This is a genomic window from Pedobacter yulinensis (genome assembly GCF_003029735.1).
Taxonomy (GTDB): Bacteria; Bacteroidota; Bacteroidia; order Sphingobacteriales; family Sphingobacteriaceae; genus Pedobacter; species Pedobacter yulinensis.
The window spans coordinates 321150-336921 of record NZ_KZ686268.1; the positions used below are offsets into that span (position 1 = coordinate 321150).

The following is a 15772-nucleotide window of genomic DNA, read 5'->3' on the forward strand; positions in this document are numbered from 1 at the left end:
ATCTTGATGCCTTTTCAGGCAGGTTTTCAATTTATTCGGCAGCTTTTACTTCAGCCGTCTTTTCGATTGGCTTGGCATAATCTGCCAGGCCATAATTCTGGGTCTGGCTCTTGACCGGCTCTTTCACATGCCACTCAAATTCATCCCTGAAATGCCTGATCGCACTGCCAACCGGCCATGCAGCAGCATCTCCCAGCGGGCAGATTGTATTTCCTTCTATTTTTCTGGCCACATCGACCAACAGGTCTATATCGCTCATTTTGCCATGCCCGTACTCCAGACGGTGAAGCACTTTCTCCAGCCATCCTGTTCCCTCCCGGCACGGCGAACACTGTCCGCAGCTCTCATGGTGATAAAACCTTGAAAAGTTCCAGGTGTTGCGCACAATGCACTGGTCTTCGTCAAAAGCAATAAAGCCGCCTGAACCAAGCATGGTGCCGGTGGCGAAGCCGCCCTCCGAAAGCGATTCGTAACTCATCAGCCGTGGCTCACCGTTGGCAAGCTTCAGCGTCAGGTTAGCCGGCAGGATGGGCACCGAAGAGCCGCCTGCTACCGTTGCTTTCAGTCGTTTGCCGTTCGCAATACCGCCGCAATATTCATCTGAATAAATAAATTCTTCAACCGGAAGGCCGAGTTCAATTTCATACACGCCCGGGCGCGCAAGGTTACCGGATGCCGAGATCAGTTTTGTGCCGGTGCTGCGCCCGATGCCGATCTTGGCGTATTCTTCGCCGCCATCATTGATAATGGGAACCGTAGCGGCAATGGATTCTACATTGTTGACCACCGTCGGACAGCCGTAAAGGCCTGCAATGGCCGGAAACGGCGGCTTAATGCGCGGATTACCGCGTTTGCCCTCCAGCGATTCAAGCAGGGCTGTTTCTTCGCCGCAGATATAGGCGCCGCCGCCCGGCTGTACATACAGCTCCAGCTCGTAACCCGTACCAAGAATATTTTTACCAAGAAAACCTGCGTTCCGCGCTTCAGCAATAGCCTTTTCCAGGATGCGGATCTGGGGCATCATCTCCCCGCGTACGTAGATGTAGGAGGCCTTCGCACCAAGCGCGTAACTCGAAACGATCATCCCTTCGATCAGCGCATGCGGAATGTGCGTCATGAGGTACCGGTCCTTGAAGGTACCGGGTTCAGACTCATCTGCATTGCAGACCAGGTAACGCGGCACACCTTCGGGCTTGGCCAGGAAACTCCATTTCATGCCTGTCGGGAAACCGGCGCCGCCCCGCCCGCGAAGACCGGACTTTTTGACCTCCTCTACCACTTCATCAGGAGTAAGGGTCTTCAGGGCCTTCTCAACCGCACGGTATCCGCCTTTCTGCCTGTAAACATCCAGCCCGGCAATGCCAGGTACGTTGATGTGTTCGAGTAATAATTTACGGCTCATATGCTGTCAGATTTGGAACTGTGTACCCGAAATCACTTCCGGCCTACCGCAGGTCCTTTCTTCAACTTTTTTTCTTTAAATCTTCAATAAGCTGATCCACACTTTCGGTGGTCAGGTTTTCATAAAACGTGTATTCAGGGCCAATCTGCAAGACCGGACCATAACCACAGGCGGCCAGGCACTCAACGCCCCTGAAACTGAACAGGCCGTCTGGCGTCACCTCGCCTTCCTTTACGCCAAGCCTGGTTTCCAGGTGGTCGAGGATCTTTTCTGCACCGACCAGGCAGCAGGGGCCTGTGCGGCACACTTCGAGCATGAATTTACCCTGGGGTTTTAAAAAGTACATCGTATAAAACGAGGCAACCTCGTAAACCTCGATGGGTCTGATCTGCAGGTAAGCCGCAACCTTGTCCATTGCAGTCGTACTGAGCCAGCCCAGTTCGGCCTGCACCAGGTGCAGTATAGGCAAAAGCGCTGATTTTTGTTTTCCTCCCGGATACCGGGCAATGATCTCATCAAACCTGCCGATCAGGTCTGCTGAAAATTCTACAGGGCTGTGTTCTTCTACTTTAAGCATCTAATTCTCCTGCAATTATGTTCATGCTGCTCATGTTGATGATCGCATCTGACAGTAGCATGCCCTTACTCATGGGTGCAAACATCTGGTAGTTGATAAAACTTGGCCTGCGGAAATGCAGGCGGTAAGGTGTGCGTCCGCCATCGTTAATGAGGTAAAATCCAAGCTCACCATTCCCGCCTTCAACGGCATGGTAGACCTCAGCTTTTGGCGCATCAATTTCTCCCATGACGATCTTGAAATGGTAAATGAGCGCCTCCATATTGTTGTATACCTCTTCTTTAGCCGGCAGGTAAAACTCAGGCACATCGGCGTGAAAAATACCTTTCGGCTCTTTTTCAACTTTCTCAAGCGCTTGCGTAATCAGCTTTAAACTTTGCCACATTTCCTCATTACGAACCAGGAAACGGTCGTAGATGTCGCCGCTCGTACCAACCGGTACCTCGAAGTCAAACTCCTCGTAAGATGAATAGGGTTCACTGACCCGGACATCATAATCCACACCGGCTGCACGCAGCAAGGGTCCGGTCCAGCTGTAATCGAGGGCTTGCTCAGCACTCACCCTGGCCACGCCGGCGGTACGGTCAATAAAGATCCTGTTGCGGTTCAGCAGCTTCTCGAACTCCCGAAGGGCGTCCGGGAATTCTTTCAGGAACTTCCTGATCTTATCAAATGCAATTGAATTAAAGTCGCGCTCGAATCCGCCGATCCGGCCAATATTGGTTGTTAAGCGGGCGCCGCATACTTCTTCAAATATTTCGTAAATGTGTTCCCGGAACTGGAAAAGGTACAGGAACGTCGTGGTTGCCCCCGTATCCTGCCCAATGATCGTATTGCAGATAATGTGGTCGGCAATACGCGAAAGCTCCATGATGATGACCCGCAGGTAATCCACACGCTTCGGCAACTGGATGTTCAGCAATTTCTCGACGGTCATGTGCCAGCCCATGTTGTTGATCGGCGATGAACAATAGTTCAACCGGTCGGTCAATGGGGTAATCTGGTAAAATGGGCGGTGTTCTGCGATTTTCTCAAAAGCGCGGTGAATGTAACCGATGGTAGACACGCCGCTCACAATACGCTCGCCGTCGAGCTGAAGCACATTTTGAAAAACACCATGTGTAGCAGGGTGCGTCGGACCCAAATTCAGGGTTACCAACTCTTCCTGCGGATCGTTGTCTGTCAATAACGGATGGTTCTGATTCATATTCATCCTCAATTCACCTGAGTGTGTTTGTCGGGTTATTTCCGGGCATTAAACCAATTGGTTTAACGGCCAAAATATTCGTCTTTTTTATCTACCCTGTTTGGATCTTCCAATGGGTATTGTTTAAGCATCGGGTGTACGCCCAGCTCATCCATGTTCAAAATTCTCCTGAGGTCGGGATGGCCTTCAAAACGGATCCCGAAAAAATCGTAGGTCTCTCGTTCCATCCAGTTCGCCCCGTTCCATAGCAAAGTAGCCGATGGGATGACAGGCTTGTCTTCTGACAAAAATACCTTCATCCGGATGCGCTGACGCTGCACCAGGTTATGCAGGTGATAAACCACTGCCAAAGCATGTTTCTCAGGGTAATGCACCGCAGTAATGTCAGTCAGGAAAGTAAAGCCGAGGTCTTTTTTGAGGAATTCAAGAACATCGATCACCGCGTCTTTCCCTGTCTCGAAGGTTAGCAGTCCGTAAGGCTCAGTAACCGAAATGATGCGTTCGCCAAACCTGGCACTTAATTTTTGCAGCAGCTCGTGGTTAACAGTCGTTTCTTCCATTATTGAATTCCGTATTGCGCCAGCAATTCTTTATACTGAGGAGAGTTTCTTCTTCTGAGCGATTCGCTCTTTACCAACTCCTGGATCTTCTGGAAACCGTCCAAAATGCCTTCAGGCCTCGGCGGACAGCCGGGTACATAGACATCAACCGGGATGATCTCATCGATGCCCTGCAGCACGGAGTACGTATCAAAGATACCGCCACTGCTTGCACATGCACCAACAGCCATGACCCAGCGTGGTTCTGCCATTTGCAGGTAAACCTGCTTCAGGACCGGACCCATTTTCTTGGCAATTGTGCCCATCACCATCAACAGGTCAGCCTGACGCGGCGAAAAGCTTAATCGCTCTGAACCGAACCGCCCAAAGTCATAGTGTGAACCCATGGTCGCCATGAACTCTATGCCGCAGCACGAAGTTGCAAAAGGCAAAGGCCACAAAGAGTGCGACCTCGCCAGCCCAATCACTTTATCTAAAGAGGTGGCAAAGAAGCCAGAACCCTCTATTCCCGGAGGCGCATCAACTATCTTAATATCACTCATGTCAGTAAAAGAAAAATGCCCATTCCCTACACAGAATGAGCAACAAATTTACGATATTTTAAAGGGAAAAGGCTTACAGCCACATGATTTAGAAACAATCTAAATAAGAAAAATCATGGCCCCTGCAGGCATAGACCGCCTTTACCGGCAAAGCCTGACTTAGTTCCAGTCCAGCACTTTTTTCTTCAGTACATAAATAAATCCAAGCAGCAATGTTCCCATAAAAATGAACATTTCAATCATGCCGTTCATACCCAGTTCCCGGAAGTTGACCGCCCAGGGATACATGAAAATAACCTCCACATCAAACAGAACGAACAGGATGGCAACAACAAAGTATTTAATGGAAAAGGGCGAGCGCGCGTTACCAACTACTTTGATACCCGCCTCGAAGGTTTCAAGCTTATCTGCCGTTTTGCGTTTAGGCCCAAGGAAATGTGTAGCCACCAGGGTGGTTACCACGAAACCAAGCGCCACGATTACCTGGAAAAGGATCGGTAAAAAGTCAATAGGAGCACTGTGAGCCTGCATAGCTGTCGATTTTGTAGCAAAAGTAATAGAAAATAGGCGGAATGCAAACAGGACGCCCCAGATGGCAATAAAAAAGCCGGGACATTCGTCCCGGCTCTTCTTTATCCGGAAATCCGGACTACTTTTTCTTAATCGGTGCTTTTGGTTTTGCCGCACCTGCCGGCGGACCTTGAAGTTCCTGCAGTTTTGCAGTTGCATAATTGCTGTTGGGATTCAGCTCCAATGCTTTTTTCAGGTAGTCTACCGCTTTTGTCTTGTCAGACAATGCGTACCAGTCACCAAGGTTTTCATAAGCTTCTGCGAGATAAGCTTTGTTCTTAGCTGCTTTTTCCGGTTTTTCTACAGTCACCAGGTTGATGAACTTTTCGAAGATCGGAGCAGACAGGCCTTTAGGCGCAGCTTTATCATCCAACATGTTGGCAATACGCGCACGGTAGATGTAGGCAAGCTCAAATTCAGGCGCCACACGGTTCACGCGGGCCAGTGCAGAATCACCTTCTACGAGCATGGCCCTGTCTACCGGCTGTTTTGCGGCCTGTGCAGTATAAGACTGCAGGTAACGCATGGCACCAACCCAGAAATAATTGGTTACTGCGTTCTTGCCTTTAGGGTTGTATTTGACGGTAGTTGCGTACATCTGGGCAGCTTTGTCATACTTTTTCTGTACCCGGAAGGTATCAGCAAGTTCTTCCAAAGATTCAGCTACAGTTGTATCTTTTGCAACACCCCTCAGCACATCTGCAATACCGGTGCTGTCGCCTGATTTCAGTTTGGCTTTACCCAGGTAAACATAATCCTGTCCAACGATACGTGATGTATCCTTAGCCTGTGCGAAAAAGTCGGTCATTGATTTTAACGCTTCAGGATATTGTTTGTTTTCGTAGGCTGAATAACCTTTAAGACGGTTCAACACCAGCAGTTTCGGGTTGTCAGCTTTGATCATACCGGCCAGCGCTGTTGCTTCCTGCCCCAATGTCGCGTAGTCACGTGCGTAAGTCAGGAACTGGGCGTAACGAAGACGTGAGTCAAACGATTTGTCGGTCAGGTCCAGGTATTTCCTGTAGTTATCAAGCGCCAGTTTGGTTTTTTCGGCATCTGCACCGAAATTACCCCATTGCAGGTAAAGCTCGGCCAGTTCGCGGTAAGCCGGACCATAGTTTGCATCTGCTGCCACAACTTCTTTAAGTTTTGCTTCAGACTCCTGCCATGCGCGGGCTTCCTTGTACATTTTACCGATCTGAACCTTTGCACGAAACTGCTTTTCGTCCATACCTTCGGCACGCATGTATGGGCCAAGAGCCTCATTGTTGTTGCGCTGTTTCGCGTAAAAGTCGCCCAGGGCTACAAACGGCCGCGGGTCCTTGTCTTTAGCATCCAGTTCGTCAGCTTTCTGCAGAATGGGCAGCGCAGCTTTATAGTCTGGCTTATCCTGTGCAATATAGGCACGTCCGATTTCCAGGAACGTATTGTAATCTTTCTTACCAAGGTCGATAGCCTTGTCAAAATTGGTTTTGGCAGAAGCCGCGTTGTTGGCGCGCAGATCTGACTGGCCCAGGCCTACATAGTTCAATGCAAACTTGGCATCAGCCGCAACTCCCTGCTGGAACACAGCACGGGCCGAATCAGGATAATCCTGCGCCAGGTAAACCTGCCCCAGGTAAAAGTAATTCTCTCCATCCCCGCTTTTAGCTTTGACAAGCGATTTCAGCATTGATGCCGCCTTCTGATACTGTTCTGCATCGAGGGCTTTTTTAGCATCTTCTATGTTTTGAGCATAAATTGCTGAACCTGCCAATACTAAACCTACACTTAAGGTTACTTTCTTAATCATTTTCATGGTTCAAAAATTGTTTTTTAGTGGTTTCATGGCAAGTGTTGCCCTGCCTATCTTCAAATATAAAATTTAGTTGGTACTTTTTGTCAAATTAATCGTCCGGGGGTTCAATTTATGCGGCCCAAGTCCTGATTTTAATACGATGATCTGCCCCCTCTGACTTAACAACCAGTTTGCGAATCCCGTGCCTAAACCTTCCCTTCCCTCGCAATTTATAATATAAATGTTCCTCAAAAAGGGGTACATGCCGTTCATCAGGTTTTCCTGGGTGGGTTTATAGTACATCTGGTCCTTTTCTGACCTGACGCCGACCATCCTGACCTGACTCAATGCTGCTGCAGCGCTGCTGTTTTTTTCAGACAACCAGTTCACACCGACCACACCTATTGTACCAGGGTGTGACGCGACGTATTTGATTACGTCATTGTTCGATTGCAAAGTATATACGCCTTTTTTAGGCAGTTCCTTTACGCCTGCAAGTTCCCTGAAATACCGTAAGGTAGATGAGTATGGATTGTCAAATACAAGTTGTTTAGTTGGCTGATTCCCCCTGAGGATTTCCTTCACATCATTAACGCTGATCGTGCTGTCTTTATTGCCCTTATGGGTAATCAGTGCAATCCCGTCAATGGCAAAACGGGAGGTACCGACCTTGATTCTGCGTCTGGTATAATACTTTTCCTCGTCTGGTGTAAGCATTCTTGATAAAACGACCACCCGCACACTGTCGTTAAGAAACGTGGGCAGAATTCGGTTTTCGTAACCCGGAACAGGCGTGATCACAGCATCAGGATAATCGCTCTGAAAAACCTCGATCTGATCGTTCACAATTGGCAGGAAGGTTTCGTCAACAAGGATCTTTACCGTACCCGAGGTGCGTGTTTCGGCAACTTCCTTTTCTTCCGGCGATTTTTCAGGGGTATTCCTGCAGGCGGCGGCGCCCAGTAAAAGCAATAAAGCAACAGACAATCTATTCATCATGAGTACTCATTAGTCGCGTAAAACGGATAAAAGCATAAACGATCAGCAGCACACCCAGCGATATGCGCCAGTGCGGCTGCAGCCTCCAGGGAAAGTCTGTCCACATGATCACATAGACGCCCATAACGAGGTAAAAGGCGAACATAAAAAGGCCTAAAATGAGCAGAAATCGCTTTTGGGGCGATTTCTGCTTGAATGGATTGTTTTTGAACATATTTAGTTCCCCAGTGTGAAGGAAATGGCAATATTGTAACTTACACGTACCGGTTTACCGTTTTGGATTCCAGGAATCCATTTTCTGCTCGCTTTAAGTACCCGCTTTGCTTCTTCATCCGTACCGTAGCCAAGGCCTTTAACGACTTTGATATCGGTCAGTGAACCGTCTTTTTCCACAACGAAAGACATGTTTACTTTTCCCTGGATGTTTTGCTCAGCTGCCTGAGGCGGATATTTGATCGCATCAGCGAGGTATTTATAGAAGGCAGGCAGGCCTCCCGGATATTCCGGGTTTTTCTCGATTGATGAGAAAGCGTATACCGTATTGTCTTCAACAACCGCAGCCTGTTTAGGGCCTTCGCCGACAGGAACATTGATGTTCACATCAGCAGTCGGGTCGCCGGCAATGGTCTTCTGACCGGGGTCGGCTTTTTTCAAATCCTCTACGGTAGGTGGCTCCTCGTCGCGCACCTGCTCATCGGGTTTAACGATGGGCGGCGGGAATTTAACCTGGTCTGTTCTTGGAGGCGGCGGCTCCACCGGTGGCGGCGGAGGTGTCTCCGGGTTTACGGGTGGTGGCGGCGCCACAACCACTTCTGTTTGCTTCAGCACTTCATCGTCTTCTGGTAACGAACCTTTGATCAGTGAATAGATCTTGGGAGCGAAAAACAGCAGGACAAATGCGGCTGAAGCGAAGAGCAGGGATTTGGTCGTGTTGGAAGCATTCGATTTACGCAGCTCATAGGCGCCGTAACTCTTGTTCTTCGTTGCAAACACAACATCCAGCCACTCTCTCTTGAAAATATCTAACTTCGAACCAAACATAGCTTTATGTTATTAATGTTGTTATAAAATTCCTGCCTTTTTCATGAAGTCCTTTTCACCTTCAAGAAGGTTTTTCGGATCATCGTCGATCGCCGGAGCAGTTTTAATTTTCGCAATTGCCAGCTCGTCCATGATGTCTACAAAATTTTTGTAGTTGGCACCCTCAGTTGGTTTGATCACGACGGTTAACTGCCTTTTCGGGTCGTTGCCATACATATCTGTAACCTTCTTTTTGTTGTCGAGCAGCGCTTTGCGGATGTCGCCGAAGCCTACAATGTTAGGCTCTGACTTTCCTGCTTCGCCCATGTACCAGGCAATCTTGTCGTTTTTACCGAGCAGGATGGTCATGGCGGTTGAAGCCCGCAGTTCCAGTTTTGTATCGTTTTTCTCGTCTTTATCAGGCTTGGCCACGTCCATGGCCTGTGGCTTAGACAGGGTAGTGGTCAGCATGAAGAAGGTGATCAGAAGGAAGGCCAGATCCACCATTGCAGTTAAGTCTACACGGGTTGATTGTTTCTTACTTCTTACCTTGCCGCCTTTACCACCGTCGCCGCCGGTATTTAATTCTGCCATCTTCTTATTCTTTAGGGCTTCCTTCAGCCGAGGTGATTAAACTAAATTTGTTCATTTTCTGCTTCTGAAGAATGTCTACGATCTTCCTGACCGCAGGGTACTCTTCTTTCGCATCTCCTTTAATACTGATACGCATATCGGTATTATCGATTTCCTTTACGGCAACGCGCGACTGGTAGATCCAGTTATACAGCTGGTTATCAACTGAATCGGTCGGGATTCCGGTTTGGATTCCAGACTTCTTGCGTTGCTCCCCATCCATATTGATGAATTGTTTCAGATTGCCCATGGGTACACCGAAAGATGAGATCACTGAAAAACGTTCCTCTTCCTGTGGTGTAAATTTGATACCGTATTTTTCGCCCATTAACTGCAGGGTACGTTTACGGATCTTGGTACCTGCAACTTCAAAGAAAACCTTTCCCTGCCCGATTGTCAGCAGCGCGATGTCTGCATCTGGTACTTTGGTAATGATGGTCGATGAAGGTGTAGTTACTTCCAAGGGTTCTGGCTGCCTTGACGTTGCCGTCAGGATAAAGAAAGTGAGCAGCAGGAACGCGACATCGCACATGGCGGTCATGTCTATCGCTGTACTCTTTCTTGGTATTTTGACTCTTGGCATAATATAAACTTGTTAGTGTTTTAATGAATGATGTTCTTGTAACCGGTTTTCCATAAAGCCGGTGAAACTTTTTTTACACTAATGATTATTTATGCGTAGAAGCATAGGTCTGTACGATGCTGAAACCAGCTTCGTCAATGGCGTAAGTCAGTTTGTCGATCTTTGAAGTAAAGATGTTGTACATGATGATCGCCAGTGTCGATGTAGAGATACCTGTAGCTGTATTTACAAGGGCCTCAGAGATACCTGTTGCAAGTGCAGCCTGGTCAGGAGCACCAGAGTTTGCCAGACCGGCGAAAGCCCTGATCATACCTGTTACCGTACCCAACAGACCCATCAGTGTACCAATCGATACCAGGGTAGCTATAACGGTCAGGTTTTGCTCAAGCATAGGCATTTCAAGCGAAGTAGCTTCTTCGATGTCTTTCTGAATCGCTACAACAGATTGCTCAACGTCAAGATTGGTGTCGGCTTCTACCTCGCGGTATTTTTTCAGGCCAGATTTGATTACGTTCGCAACAGAACCTTGTTGTTTATCGCACTCAGCCATTGCAGCTTCGATGTTGTTGGTGCTCAGGTTGCTTTGTACTTTTCTTACGAAAGTATCCAGGTTGCCTTTACCTGAAGCTTTACCGATCACGATAAAACGCTCTACAGAGAATACAATTACCATCAGCAACAGGCCGATCAGGATTGGCACGATGAATCCACCTTTATAGGCCATTCCAAAATAGTCACCAGTTTTTGGCAAATTTTCCGGGTTGTTGTCAATGAAGTGTTCAGGAGCGCCCAGTACGAATTTAAACAGGAGAACCCCAATGATGATACAGATAGGAATAACCAAAGTAGCAAATAAATTAGAGGCAGAAGAGCTCTCTTTTTTAACTGTAGTAGGTTTTGGTGCGTTTGCCATTTTTTTAATTTTTAGTTTTTAGTTTTTGTTTTTTTATTTTTTAAATAGTGGATTGGTAATACACAACGTCAGCCCAGCTTGTTTTGTTGCGGAAACAAATTTAAAATTTTGGTTTAAATTACAAATTAATTTAAAAAGAGACCCTCTGACCGCTCTTTCTGCACAAATCGTGCGCCCATCATCCATAAACATATCCCTGACTTAGCGAGGTGTACTAACAAAAAATTGCCTCTTGGGGAGACAATTCTTTCACAATAAAAACTAAAAAATTAATGATTTGCAAATTTTTAAAGAAAAAAAAGCAGTTTAAACCGCATTTAGGGCTTATATAAGCACATTTTTACAATCGCACCCTATTGCCGTCAGTTTAACGTTTCTTTTCCTTTCCTGATCAGGGCCTGTTTACTGCGCCGCGGGTTCCCGCAAGGCCTGGAGCAAACCGGTATCTGCAGCATCTTCAAATTGTCTGAAATTGTTAACAAATGCGTCTGCAAGCTCCCTGGCTTTATGCGTGTAGGCCGCGCCATCTGTCCAGGTGCCGGCCGGGTCGAGCAGCGTTGTCGGAACACCCGGGCAAATTGCCGGTACCTGCAGGCCAAAAACAGGATGAATGTTAAAGTCCACTTCAGCAAGCGCACCTTTCATGGCGGCACGGATCATGGCCCGGGTATAACTTAGTTTGATGCGGCTGCCGGTACCGTAGGGTCCGCCAGACCAGCCCGTGTTGATCAGCCAGGCCGATACCTCATGCTGTTCCATTTTCTGGCCGAGCAGGTTGGCATAGGTTACGGGGTGCAGGGGAAGAAAGGCTTTTCCATAACAGGCCGAGAAAGTAGCCTGCGGCTCGAGTACGCCGGCTTCTGTGCCTGCAACTTTAGCGGTGTACCCGGAAATAAAATGAAACATGGCCTGCCTGGCATCCAGCCGGGAAATGGGCGGCAATACGCCGAAGGCATCGGCCGTCAGGAAAAAAATATGCTTTGGAAGCGGTGCCACAGAGGGCTTTGCAGCGTTGCTGATATAATGGATGGGATAGGCCACCCTGGTGTTTTCAGTTTTACTGATATCTGAAAAATCAACCTCGCGCGAGCCTGAAAAATAATTGGTATTCTCAAGCAGGGCACCGAAACGGATGGCATTAAAGATTTCTGGCTCATTTTCTGCTGAGAGATTGACACACTTGGCGTAACAGCCTCCCTCGAAATTAAACACGTGCTGATCAGACCAGCCATGCTCGTCGTCGCCAACAAGTGCCCGCTCTGAATCTGCAGATAAGGTTGTTTTCCCGGTGCCCGACAGGCCAAAGAACAAGGCCGTATCGCCGTTTTGGCCTGTGTTTGCCGAGCAATGCATCGGGAGTACTTGGTGTTCAACCGGCAAGAGGAAGTTCAGCACGGAGAATACCCCCTTTTTAATTTCACCGGTATATCCTGTTCCGCCGATCATGATCCTTTTTTTCGTAAAGTCAATGATCGAGAAATTGGCCTGCCGCGTGCCATCGCGCTCCGGATCGGCAAGAAAGCCGGGAGCCGCAACGATGGTCCAGGAGGGATCGGCCGGTTTACCTTCTTCGGCCCGCAGAAAGAGGTTGTAGGCGAACAGGTTTTGGTAGGCTGTTTCGGTAATGACACGAATGCCCAGCCTATAAGCTGGATCGGCGCAGGCAAAAGCATCGCGCACGAACACCGGTTTGTTTTCAAGGTAATCGATCAGCCTGTCAAACAGCCGGTCTGCTTTCTCACCGTCAAACGGAATATTGATATCGCTCCACCAGACCAGGTCCCTGGTCAGGTCGTCTGACACGATAAAGCGGTCTTTGGGTGACCGCCCCGTAAACATACCGGTGTCTATAGCAAGGGCTCCGGAATCGGCAAGTGTACCTTCGTTTCTTTTCAGCGCCGCCTCGATCAGTTCGGCGGGACTCAATTGATAATAAACAGTTGCGGCGTTCAGATTTAAGTCACTTAAATCCGGCGCTGTCAGCTTGGCTTTAATCATGAGGTGAATAATAAGTTAGTAGCGCAAAGGTAACAGCTTCGTTGCCAAAGCCGCAGCATTTTTTGTGCATTTTTTAACTTATTGTGGCAAGTACACTAACGCCTAATCTCCTGATTTACAAATTAGTAAAACGATTAATCTTAATTACCCGCCAGCCTTTTTGGCTTTATAGCCCTGCTCGATCAACAGCTGCAGCACTTTGTCCCTGAAATCGCCCTGCACGATGATTTCCCCATCTTTTGCAGAACCGCCGACACCGCATTTGCTTTTCAGCAACTTGCCCAGTGCCTGGAGGTCGCTGTCGTTCCCGCGAAAGCCGGTAACGAGCGTCACAGCTTTGCCGCCGCGGTTTTTACGGTCCAGCTGCACCCGCAGGTCCTGCTGCTTGTTGGCCGGCGTTTCTTCCGGTTCGGGCGCCTCGAACGTAAATCCCGGATCGGTCGAGTACATGATGCCACCCAGTTCGCTAAGGCCGTTCTTCTTTGGTTTCATTGTATGCTATATATATTATAAGGTATGGTTGGGAACGATGATGTTTAAGGAAGCGGGCCTGACGCTGATATGCAGGTCTTTTCCCATATACAGCGGCTCGCCGTCAATATGGACAGCCGCTTCGGTATCGCGCGAGATCAGGATTTCTTTCCCGCTGATGATCTCGATCAGGTCTGATGTGTGCGCTTTCCGGCGAAGCATGACCCAGGCTATTTCCGGTAACCTGCGAAGCGGGAAGGGCTTGATGATGCACACTTCAAGCAGGCCATCGGTAACGGATGCCTGAGGCGCAATAAAAACGTTGTTGCCATATTGCGATGAGTTTGCGATGCTGATGGCAAATGCCTCCCGCACATAGGCTTTCCCGTCGACTGAAATCTGGTAATGTTTGGACCCATAGGTGCCGATCTCGGCCAGCCCCTGCCGCAGGTAGCCCAGCAGGCCGCGGCCTTTTTCTTCGGCAAACACCGAGCTCAGATGCGCATCGAAGCCCATGCCTGCCATGTTAAAAAATACACGGTCATTGAAAACCGCGGTATCCACAGCAAGTTCCCGCCCCGTATTCAGGCTTTGGATCGCTTTCTTCGGGTCGAGCGGAATCTGCAGAAAACGCGCCAGGCCATTGCCTGAGCCAAGCGCGATAATGCCCAGTGTCTTGCCATGCTCCATGACCTTACCGGCTACTTCGTTGATCGTACCGTCGCCGCCCACGGCCACCAGGATGTCAAACTGTTTGCGCAGGGCCTCGTCGGCCAGTTCGGCTGCATGGCCACGGTGTTCGGTAAAACGAAAATTCGGATTGTATCTGGCTTTGTCCAGGTAGCGGTCTATCAGGGCCGGTACGCGTGATTTACGGGTTCCCCCTGAAATGGGATTGATGATGAAGAGGATATTTGTACGCTTCTGCACGCTGTTTTGAACTTGTCTTGCAAAATAATCTATAATTTTCCAATTGCATTACAAACAGTGCCTGCAACATCGCTTTCAAGCGCTTTTTTACTTTTCAAAAACGGGATTTAAAATAAAAAATACCTTAACTTTGTCGCGTTAAAGTGGACTGATTTGCTCAAACCATGTAAATGGCCGGATTGCAACCACGTAAAAAAAAGTGCTAATTGTACCTTCACTTCGATTTACAGCCTGTTTTCCTGGATCAACAGCCATTTTATTTAATTGTTTAGATTTCAAAAATTTAATTATTTAAAATGTCGTATTTTTTCACGTCAGAGTCCGTTTCTGAAGGACATCCTGATAAAATCGCCGACCAGATTTCAGACGCACTGATCGATAATTTCCTGGCTTTTGATGCCGATTCAAAGGTTGCCTGTGAAACGCTTGTAACCACCGGGCAGGTCATTTTAGCCGGCGAGGTGAAATCAAAAACATACCTGGACGTTCAACAGATTGCCCGTGACGTAATCCGCAGGATCGGGTATACGAAAAGCGAATATATGTTCGAAGCCAACTCTTGCGGGATCTTATCTGCCATTCATGAACAGTCGCAAGACATTAACCAGGGTGTGGACCGCAAAAGCAAAGAAGAACAGGGAGCTGGCGACCAGGGCATGATGTTTGGCTACGCCACGAACGAGACAGACGATTACATGCCGCTTGCGCTCGATCTTTCACACAAGCTGCTGCAGGAACTGGCGGCACTGCGCCGGGAGAATAAAGAGATCACCTATCTCCGTCCGGATGCAAAATCGCAGGTAACGCTCGAGTATGACGATAACAACAGGCCGCACCGCATTGACGCCATCGTGATCTCAACACAACATGATGACTTCGCTGAAGAAACCACCATGCTTGCCCAGATCAAAAAAGATCTTACAGGCATCCTGATTCCAAGAATCATTAAAAAATATCCGCAGTACGCACATCTTTTTAATGACGAGATCGAGTACCACATTAACCCGACCGGCAAATTCGTTATCGGCGGCCCGCATGGCGATACCGGTCTGACTGGCCGCAAGATTATCGTTGACACCTACGGTGGTAAGGGCGCGCACGGCGGTGGTGCTTTCTCGGGAAAAGACCCGTCAAAAGTAGACCGTTCCGCAGCATATGCAACAAGGCACATTGCCAAAAATCTCGTTGCTGCAGGCGTGGCAGATGAGGTGCTTGTGCAGGTCAGTTATGCCATCGGCGTAGCCAAGCCAATGGGTATTTATATCAACACCTACGGTACTGCGAAGGTTAGCCAGACTGATGGGGAAATTGCCCGGATTGTATCAGAGATTTTCGACATGCGTCCTTACTTTATCGAGCAGCGCCTGAAACTCCGGAATCCGATTTATAGCGAGACAGCGGCATACGGCCACATGGGCCGTCAGCCGGAAATCGTGACCAAAACATTCAGAAGCCCGGGCGGTGAAGAGGTAACCGTCGAGGTTGAGCTTTTTACCTGGGAGAAACTGGATTATGTTGACGAGGTTAAAAAGGCATTTGCTCTTTAACCAGGTTCAATAAACAAATAAGGCGCTGTGACCAGCGCCTTAT

17 protein-coding genes are annotated in these 15772 nt (G+C 48.5%); 1 reads left to right on the top strand and 16 read right to left on the bottom strand.

The window, feature by feature from the left end:
* Window positions 1–31 precede the first annotated feature (31 nt).
* The 16 genes from nuoF to C7T94_RS01480 form a co-directional block, all read right to left on the bottom strand.
* Window positions 32–1402: an NADH-quinone oxidoreductase subunit NuoF gene (gene nuoF / locus C7T94_RS01405; protein ID WP_107212942.1), complete on the bottom strand. Its 1371-nt coding sequence runs from the start codon at window positions 1400–1402 to the stop codon at window positions 32–34.
* 61 nt (window positions 1403–1463) lie between these two features.
* Window positions 1464–1979: an NADH-quinone oxidoreductase subunit NuoE family protein gene (locus tag C7T94_RS01410; protein WP_107212943.1), complete on the bottom strand. Its 516-nt coding sequence runs from the start codon at window positions 1977–1979 to the stop codon at window positions 1464–1466.
* On the bottom strand, window positions 1972–3186 hold the full coding sequence (locus C7T94_RS01415; protein ID WP_107214615.1) for an NADH-quinone oxidoreductase subunit D: 1215 nt from the start codon (window positions 3184–3186) through the stop codon (window positions 1972–1974). The genes C7T94_RS01410 and C7T94_RS01415 overlap by 8 nt, the downstream gene beginning before the upstream one ends.
* Before the next feature lie 62 nt (window positions 3187–3248).
* Window positions 3249–3746, bottom strand: a complete 498-nt coding sequence (locus C7T94_RS01420; protein WP_107212945.1) for an NADH-quinone oxidoreductase subunit C — start codon at window positions 3744–3746, stop codon at window positions 3249–3251.
* The gene (locus tag C7T94_RS01425) at window positions 3746–4252 is read right to left on the bottom strand and encodes an NADH-quinone oxidoreductase subunit B (protein WP_239494952.1); all 507 of its coding nucleotides are present in this window, start codon (window positions 4250–4252) and stop codon (window positions 3746–3748) included. Before C7T94_RS01425 ends, C7T94_RS01420 begins: the two co-directional genes overlap by 1 nt.
* 195 nt (window positions 4253–4447) lie before the next feature.
* Window positions 4448–4819 carry an NADH-quinone oxidoreductase subunit A gene (locus C7T94_RS01430; RefSeq protein WP_107212949.1) on the bottom strand — a complete coding sequence of 124 codons (372 nt, stop codon included), beginning with the start codon at window positions 4817–4819 and terminating at the stop codon, window positions 4448–4450.
* A gap of 118 nt (window positions 4820–4937) precedes the next feature.
* Entirely contained in the window at window positions 4938–6656 is a 1719-nt protein-coding gene (locus tag C7T94_RS01435) for a tetratricopeptide repeat protein (RefSeq protein WP_107212951.1), read from the bottom strand.
* Between the two features lie 66 nt (window positions 6657–6722).
* Window positions 6723–7634, bottom strand: a complete 912-nt coding sequence (locus tag C7T94_RS01440; RefSeq protein WP_107212953.1) for a PstS family phosphate ABC transporter substrate-binding protein — start codon at window positions 7632–7634, stop codon at window positions 6723–6725.
* Window positions 7624–7848: a hypothetical protein gene (locus C7T94_RS01445; protein ID WP_107212955.1), complete on the bottom strand. Its 225-nt coding sequence runs from the start codon at window positions 7846–7848 to the stop codon at window positions 7624–7626. Before C7T94_RS01445 ends, C7T94_RS01440 begins: the two co-directional genes overlap by 11 nt.
* A gap of 2 nt (window positions 7849–7850) precedes the next feature.
* Window positions 7851–8675, bottom strand: a complete 825-nt coding sequence (locus tag C7T94_RS01450; RefSeq protein WP_107212957.1) for an energy transducer TonB — start codon at window positions 8673–8675, stop codon at window positions 7851–7853.
* Window positions 8676–8696: 21 nt separating this feature from the next.
* Window positions 8697–9248 (bottom strand): ExbD/TolR family protein, encoded by a 552-nt coding sequence (locus C7T94_RS01455; RefSeq protein ID WP_107212959.1) that lies wholly within the window; start codon window positions 9246–9248, stop codon window positions 8697–8699.
* A gap of 4 nt (window positions 9249–9252) precedes the next feature.
* Window positions 9253–9870 (bottom strand): ExbD/TolR family protein, encoded by a 618-nt coding sequence (locus tag C7T94_RS01460; RefSeq protein WP_107212961.1) that lies wholly within the window; start codon window positions 9868–9870, stop codon window positions 9253–9255.
* Between the two features lie 85 nt (window positions 9871–9955).
* On the bottom strand, window positions 9956–10783 hold the full coding sequence (locus tag C7T94_RS01465) for a MotA/TolQ/ExbB proton channel family protein (protein ID WP_107212963.1): 828 nt from the start codon (window positions 10781–10783) through the stop codon (window positions 9956–9958).
* A 402-nt stretch (window positions 10784–11185) separates the two neighbouring features.
* Window positions 11186–12781 carry a phosphoenolpyruvate carboxykinase (ATP) gene (gene pckA / locus C7T94_RS01470; RefSeq protein ID WP_107212965.1) on the bottom strand — a complete coding sequence of 532 codons (1596 nt, stop codon included), beginning with the start codon at window positions 12779–12781 and terminating at the stop codon, window positions 11186–11188.
* Window positions 12782–12925: 144 nt separating this feature from the next.
* Complete coding sequence (locus C7T94_RS01475) at window positions 12926–13273, bottom strand: translation initiation factor (RefSeq protein WP_107212967.1); 348 nt, start codon at window positions 13271–13273, stop codon at window positions 12926–12928.
* A 15-nt stretch (window positions 13274–13288) separates the two neighbouring features.
* Window positions 13289–14182, bottom strand: a complete 894-nt coding sequence (locus C7T94_RS01480; RefSeq protein ID WP_107212969.1) for a diacylglycerol/lipid kinase family protein — start codon at window positions 14180–14182, stop codon at window positions 13289–13291.
* 296 nt (window positions 14183–14478) lie between these two features.
* Here C7T94_RS01480 and metK point away from each other — a divergent pair, with 296 nt between their 5' ends.
* Window positions 14479–15729, top strand: a complete 1251-nt coding sequence (gene metK, locus C7T94_RS01485; protein ID WP_107212971.1) for a methionine adenosyltransferase — start codon at window positions 14479–14481, stop codon at window positions 15727–15729.
* The last annotated feature ends 43 nt before the right edge of the window (window positions 15730–15772 follow it).

What these genes read in the sequence shown, in the direction of transcription:
- nuoF (WP_107212942.1), bottom strand. Translation starts at nt 1,402, where the DNA reads ATGAGCCGTAAATTATTACTCGAACACATCAACGTACCTGGCATTGCC.
- C7T94_RS01410 (WP_107212943.1), bottom strand. Translation starts at nt 1,979, where the DNA reads ATGCTTAAAGTAGAAGAACACAGCCCTGTAGAATTTTCAGCAGACCTG.
- C7T94_RS01415 (WP_107214615.1), bottom strand. Translation starts at nt 3,186, where the DNA reads ATGAATCAGAACCATCCGTTATTGACAGACAACGATCCGCAGGAAGAG.
- C7T94_RS01420 (WP_107212945.1), bottom strand. Translation starts at nt 3,746, where the DNA reads ATGGAAGAAACGACTGTTAACCACGAGCTGCTGCAAAAATTAAGTGCC.
- C7T94_RS01430 (WP_107212949.1), bottom strand. Translation starts at nt 4,819, where the DNA reads ATGCAGGCTCACAGTGCTCCTATTGACTTTTTACCGATCCTTTTCCAG.
- C7T94_RS01435 (WP_107212951.1), bottom strand. Translation starts at nt 6,656, where the DNA reads ATGAAAATGATTAAGAAAGTAACCTTAAGTGTAGGTTTAGTATTGGCA.
- C7T94_RS01440 (WP_107212953.1), bottom strand. Translation starts at nt 7,634, where the DNA reads ATGATGAATAGATTGTCTGTTGCTTTATTGCTTTTACTGGGCGCCGCC.
- C7T94_RS01445 (WP_107212955.1), bottom strand. Translation starts at nt 7,848, where the DNA reads ATGTTCAAAAACAATCCATTCAAGCAGAAATCGCCCCAAAAGCGATTT.
- C7T94_RS01450 (WP_107212957.1), bottom strand. Translation starts at nt 8,675, where the DNA reads ATGTTTGGTTCGAAGTTAGATATTTTCAAGAGAGAGTGGCTGGATGTT.
- C7T94_RS01455 (WP_107212959.1), bottom strand. Translation starts at nt 9,248, where the DNA reads ATGGCAGAATTAAATACCGGCGGCGACGGTGGTAAAGGCGGCAAGGTA.
- C7T94_RS01460 (WP_107212961.1), bottom strand. Translation starts at nt 9,870, where the DNA reads ATGCCAAGAGTCAAAATACCAAGAAAGAGTACAGCGATAGACATGACC.
- C7T94_RS01465 (WP_107212963.1), bottom strand. Translation starts at nt 10,783, where the DNA reads ATGGCAAACGCACCAAAACCTACTACAGTTAAAAAAGAGAGCTCTTCT.
- pckA (WP_107212965.1), bottom strand. Translation starts at nt 12,781, where the DNA reads ATGATTAAAGCCAAGCTGACAGCGCCGGATTTAAGTGACTTAAATCTG.
- C7T94_RS01475 (WP_107212967.1), bottom strand. Translation starts at nt 13,273, where the DNA reads ATGAAACCAAAGAAGAACGGCCTTAGCGAACTGGGTGGCATCATGTAC.
- metK (WP_107212971.1), top strand. Translation starts at nt 14,479, where the DNA reads ATGTCGTATTTTTTCACGTCAGAGTCCGTTTCTGAAGGACATCCTGAT.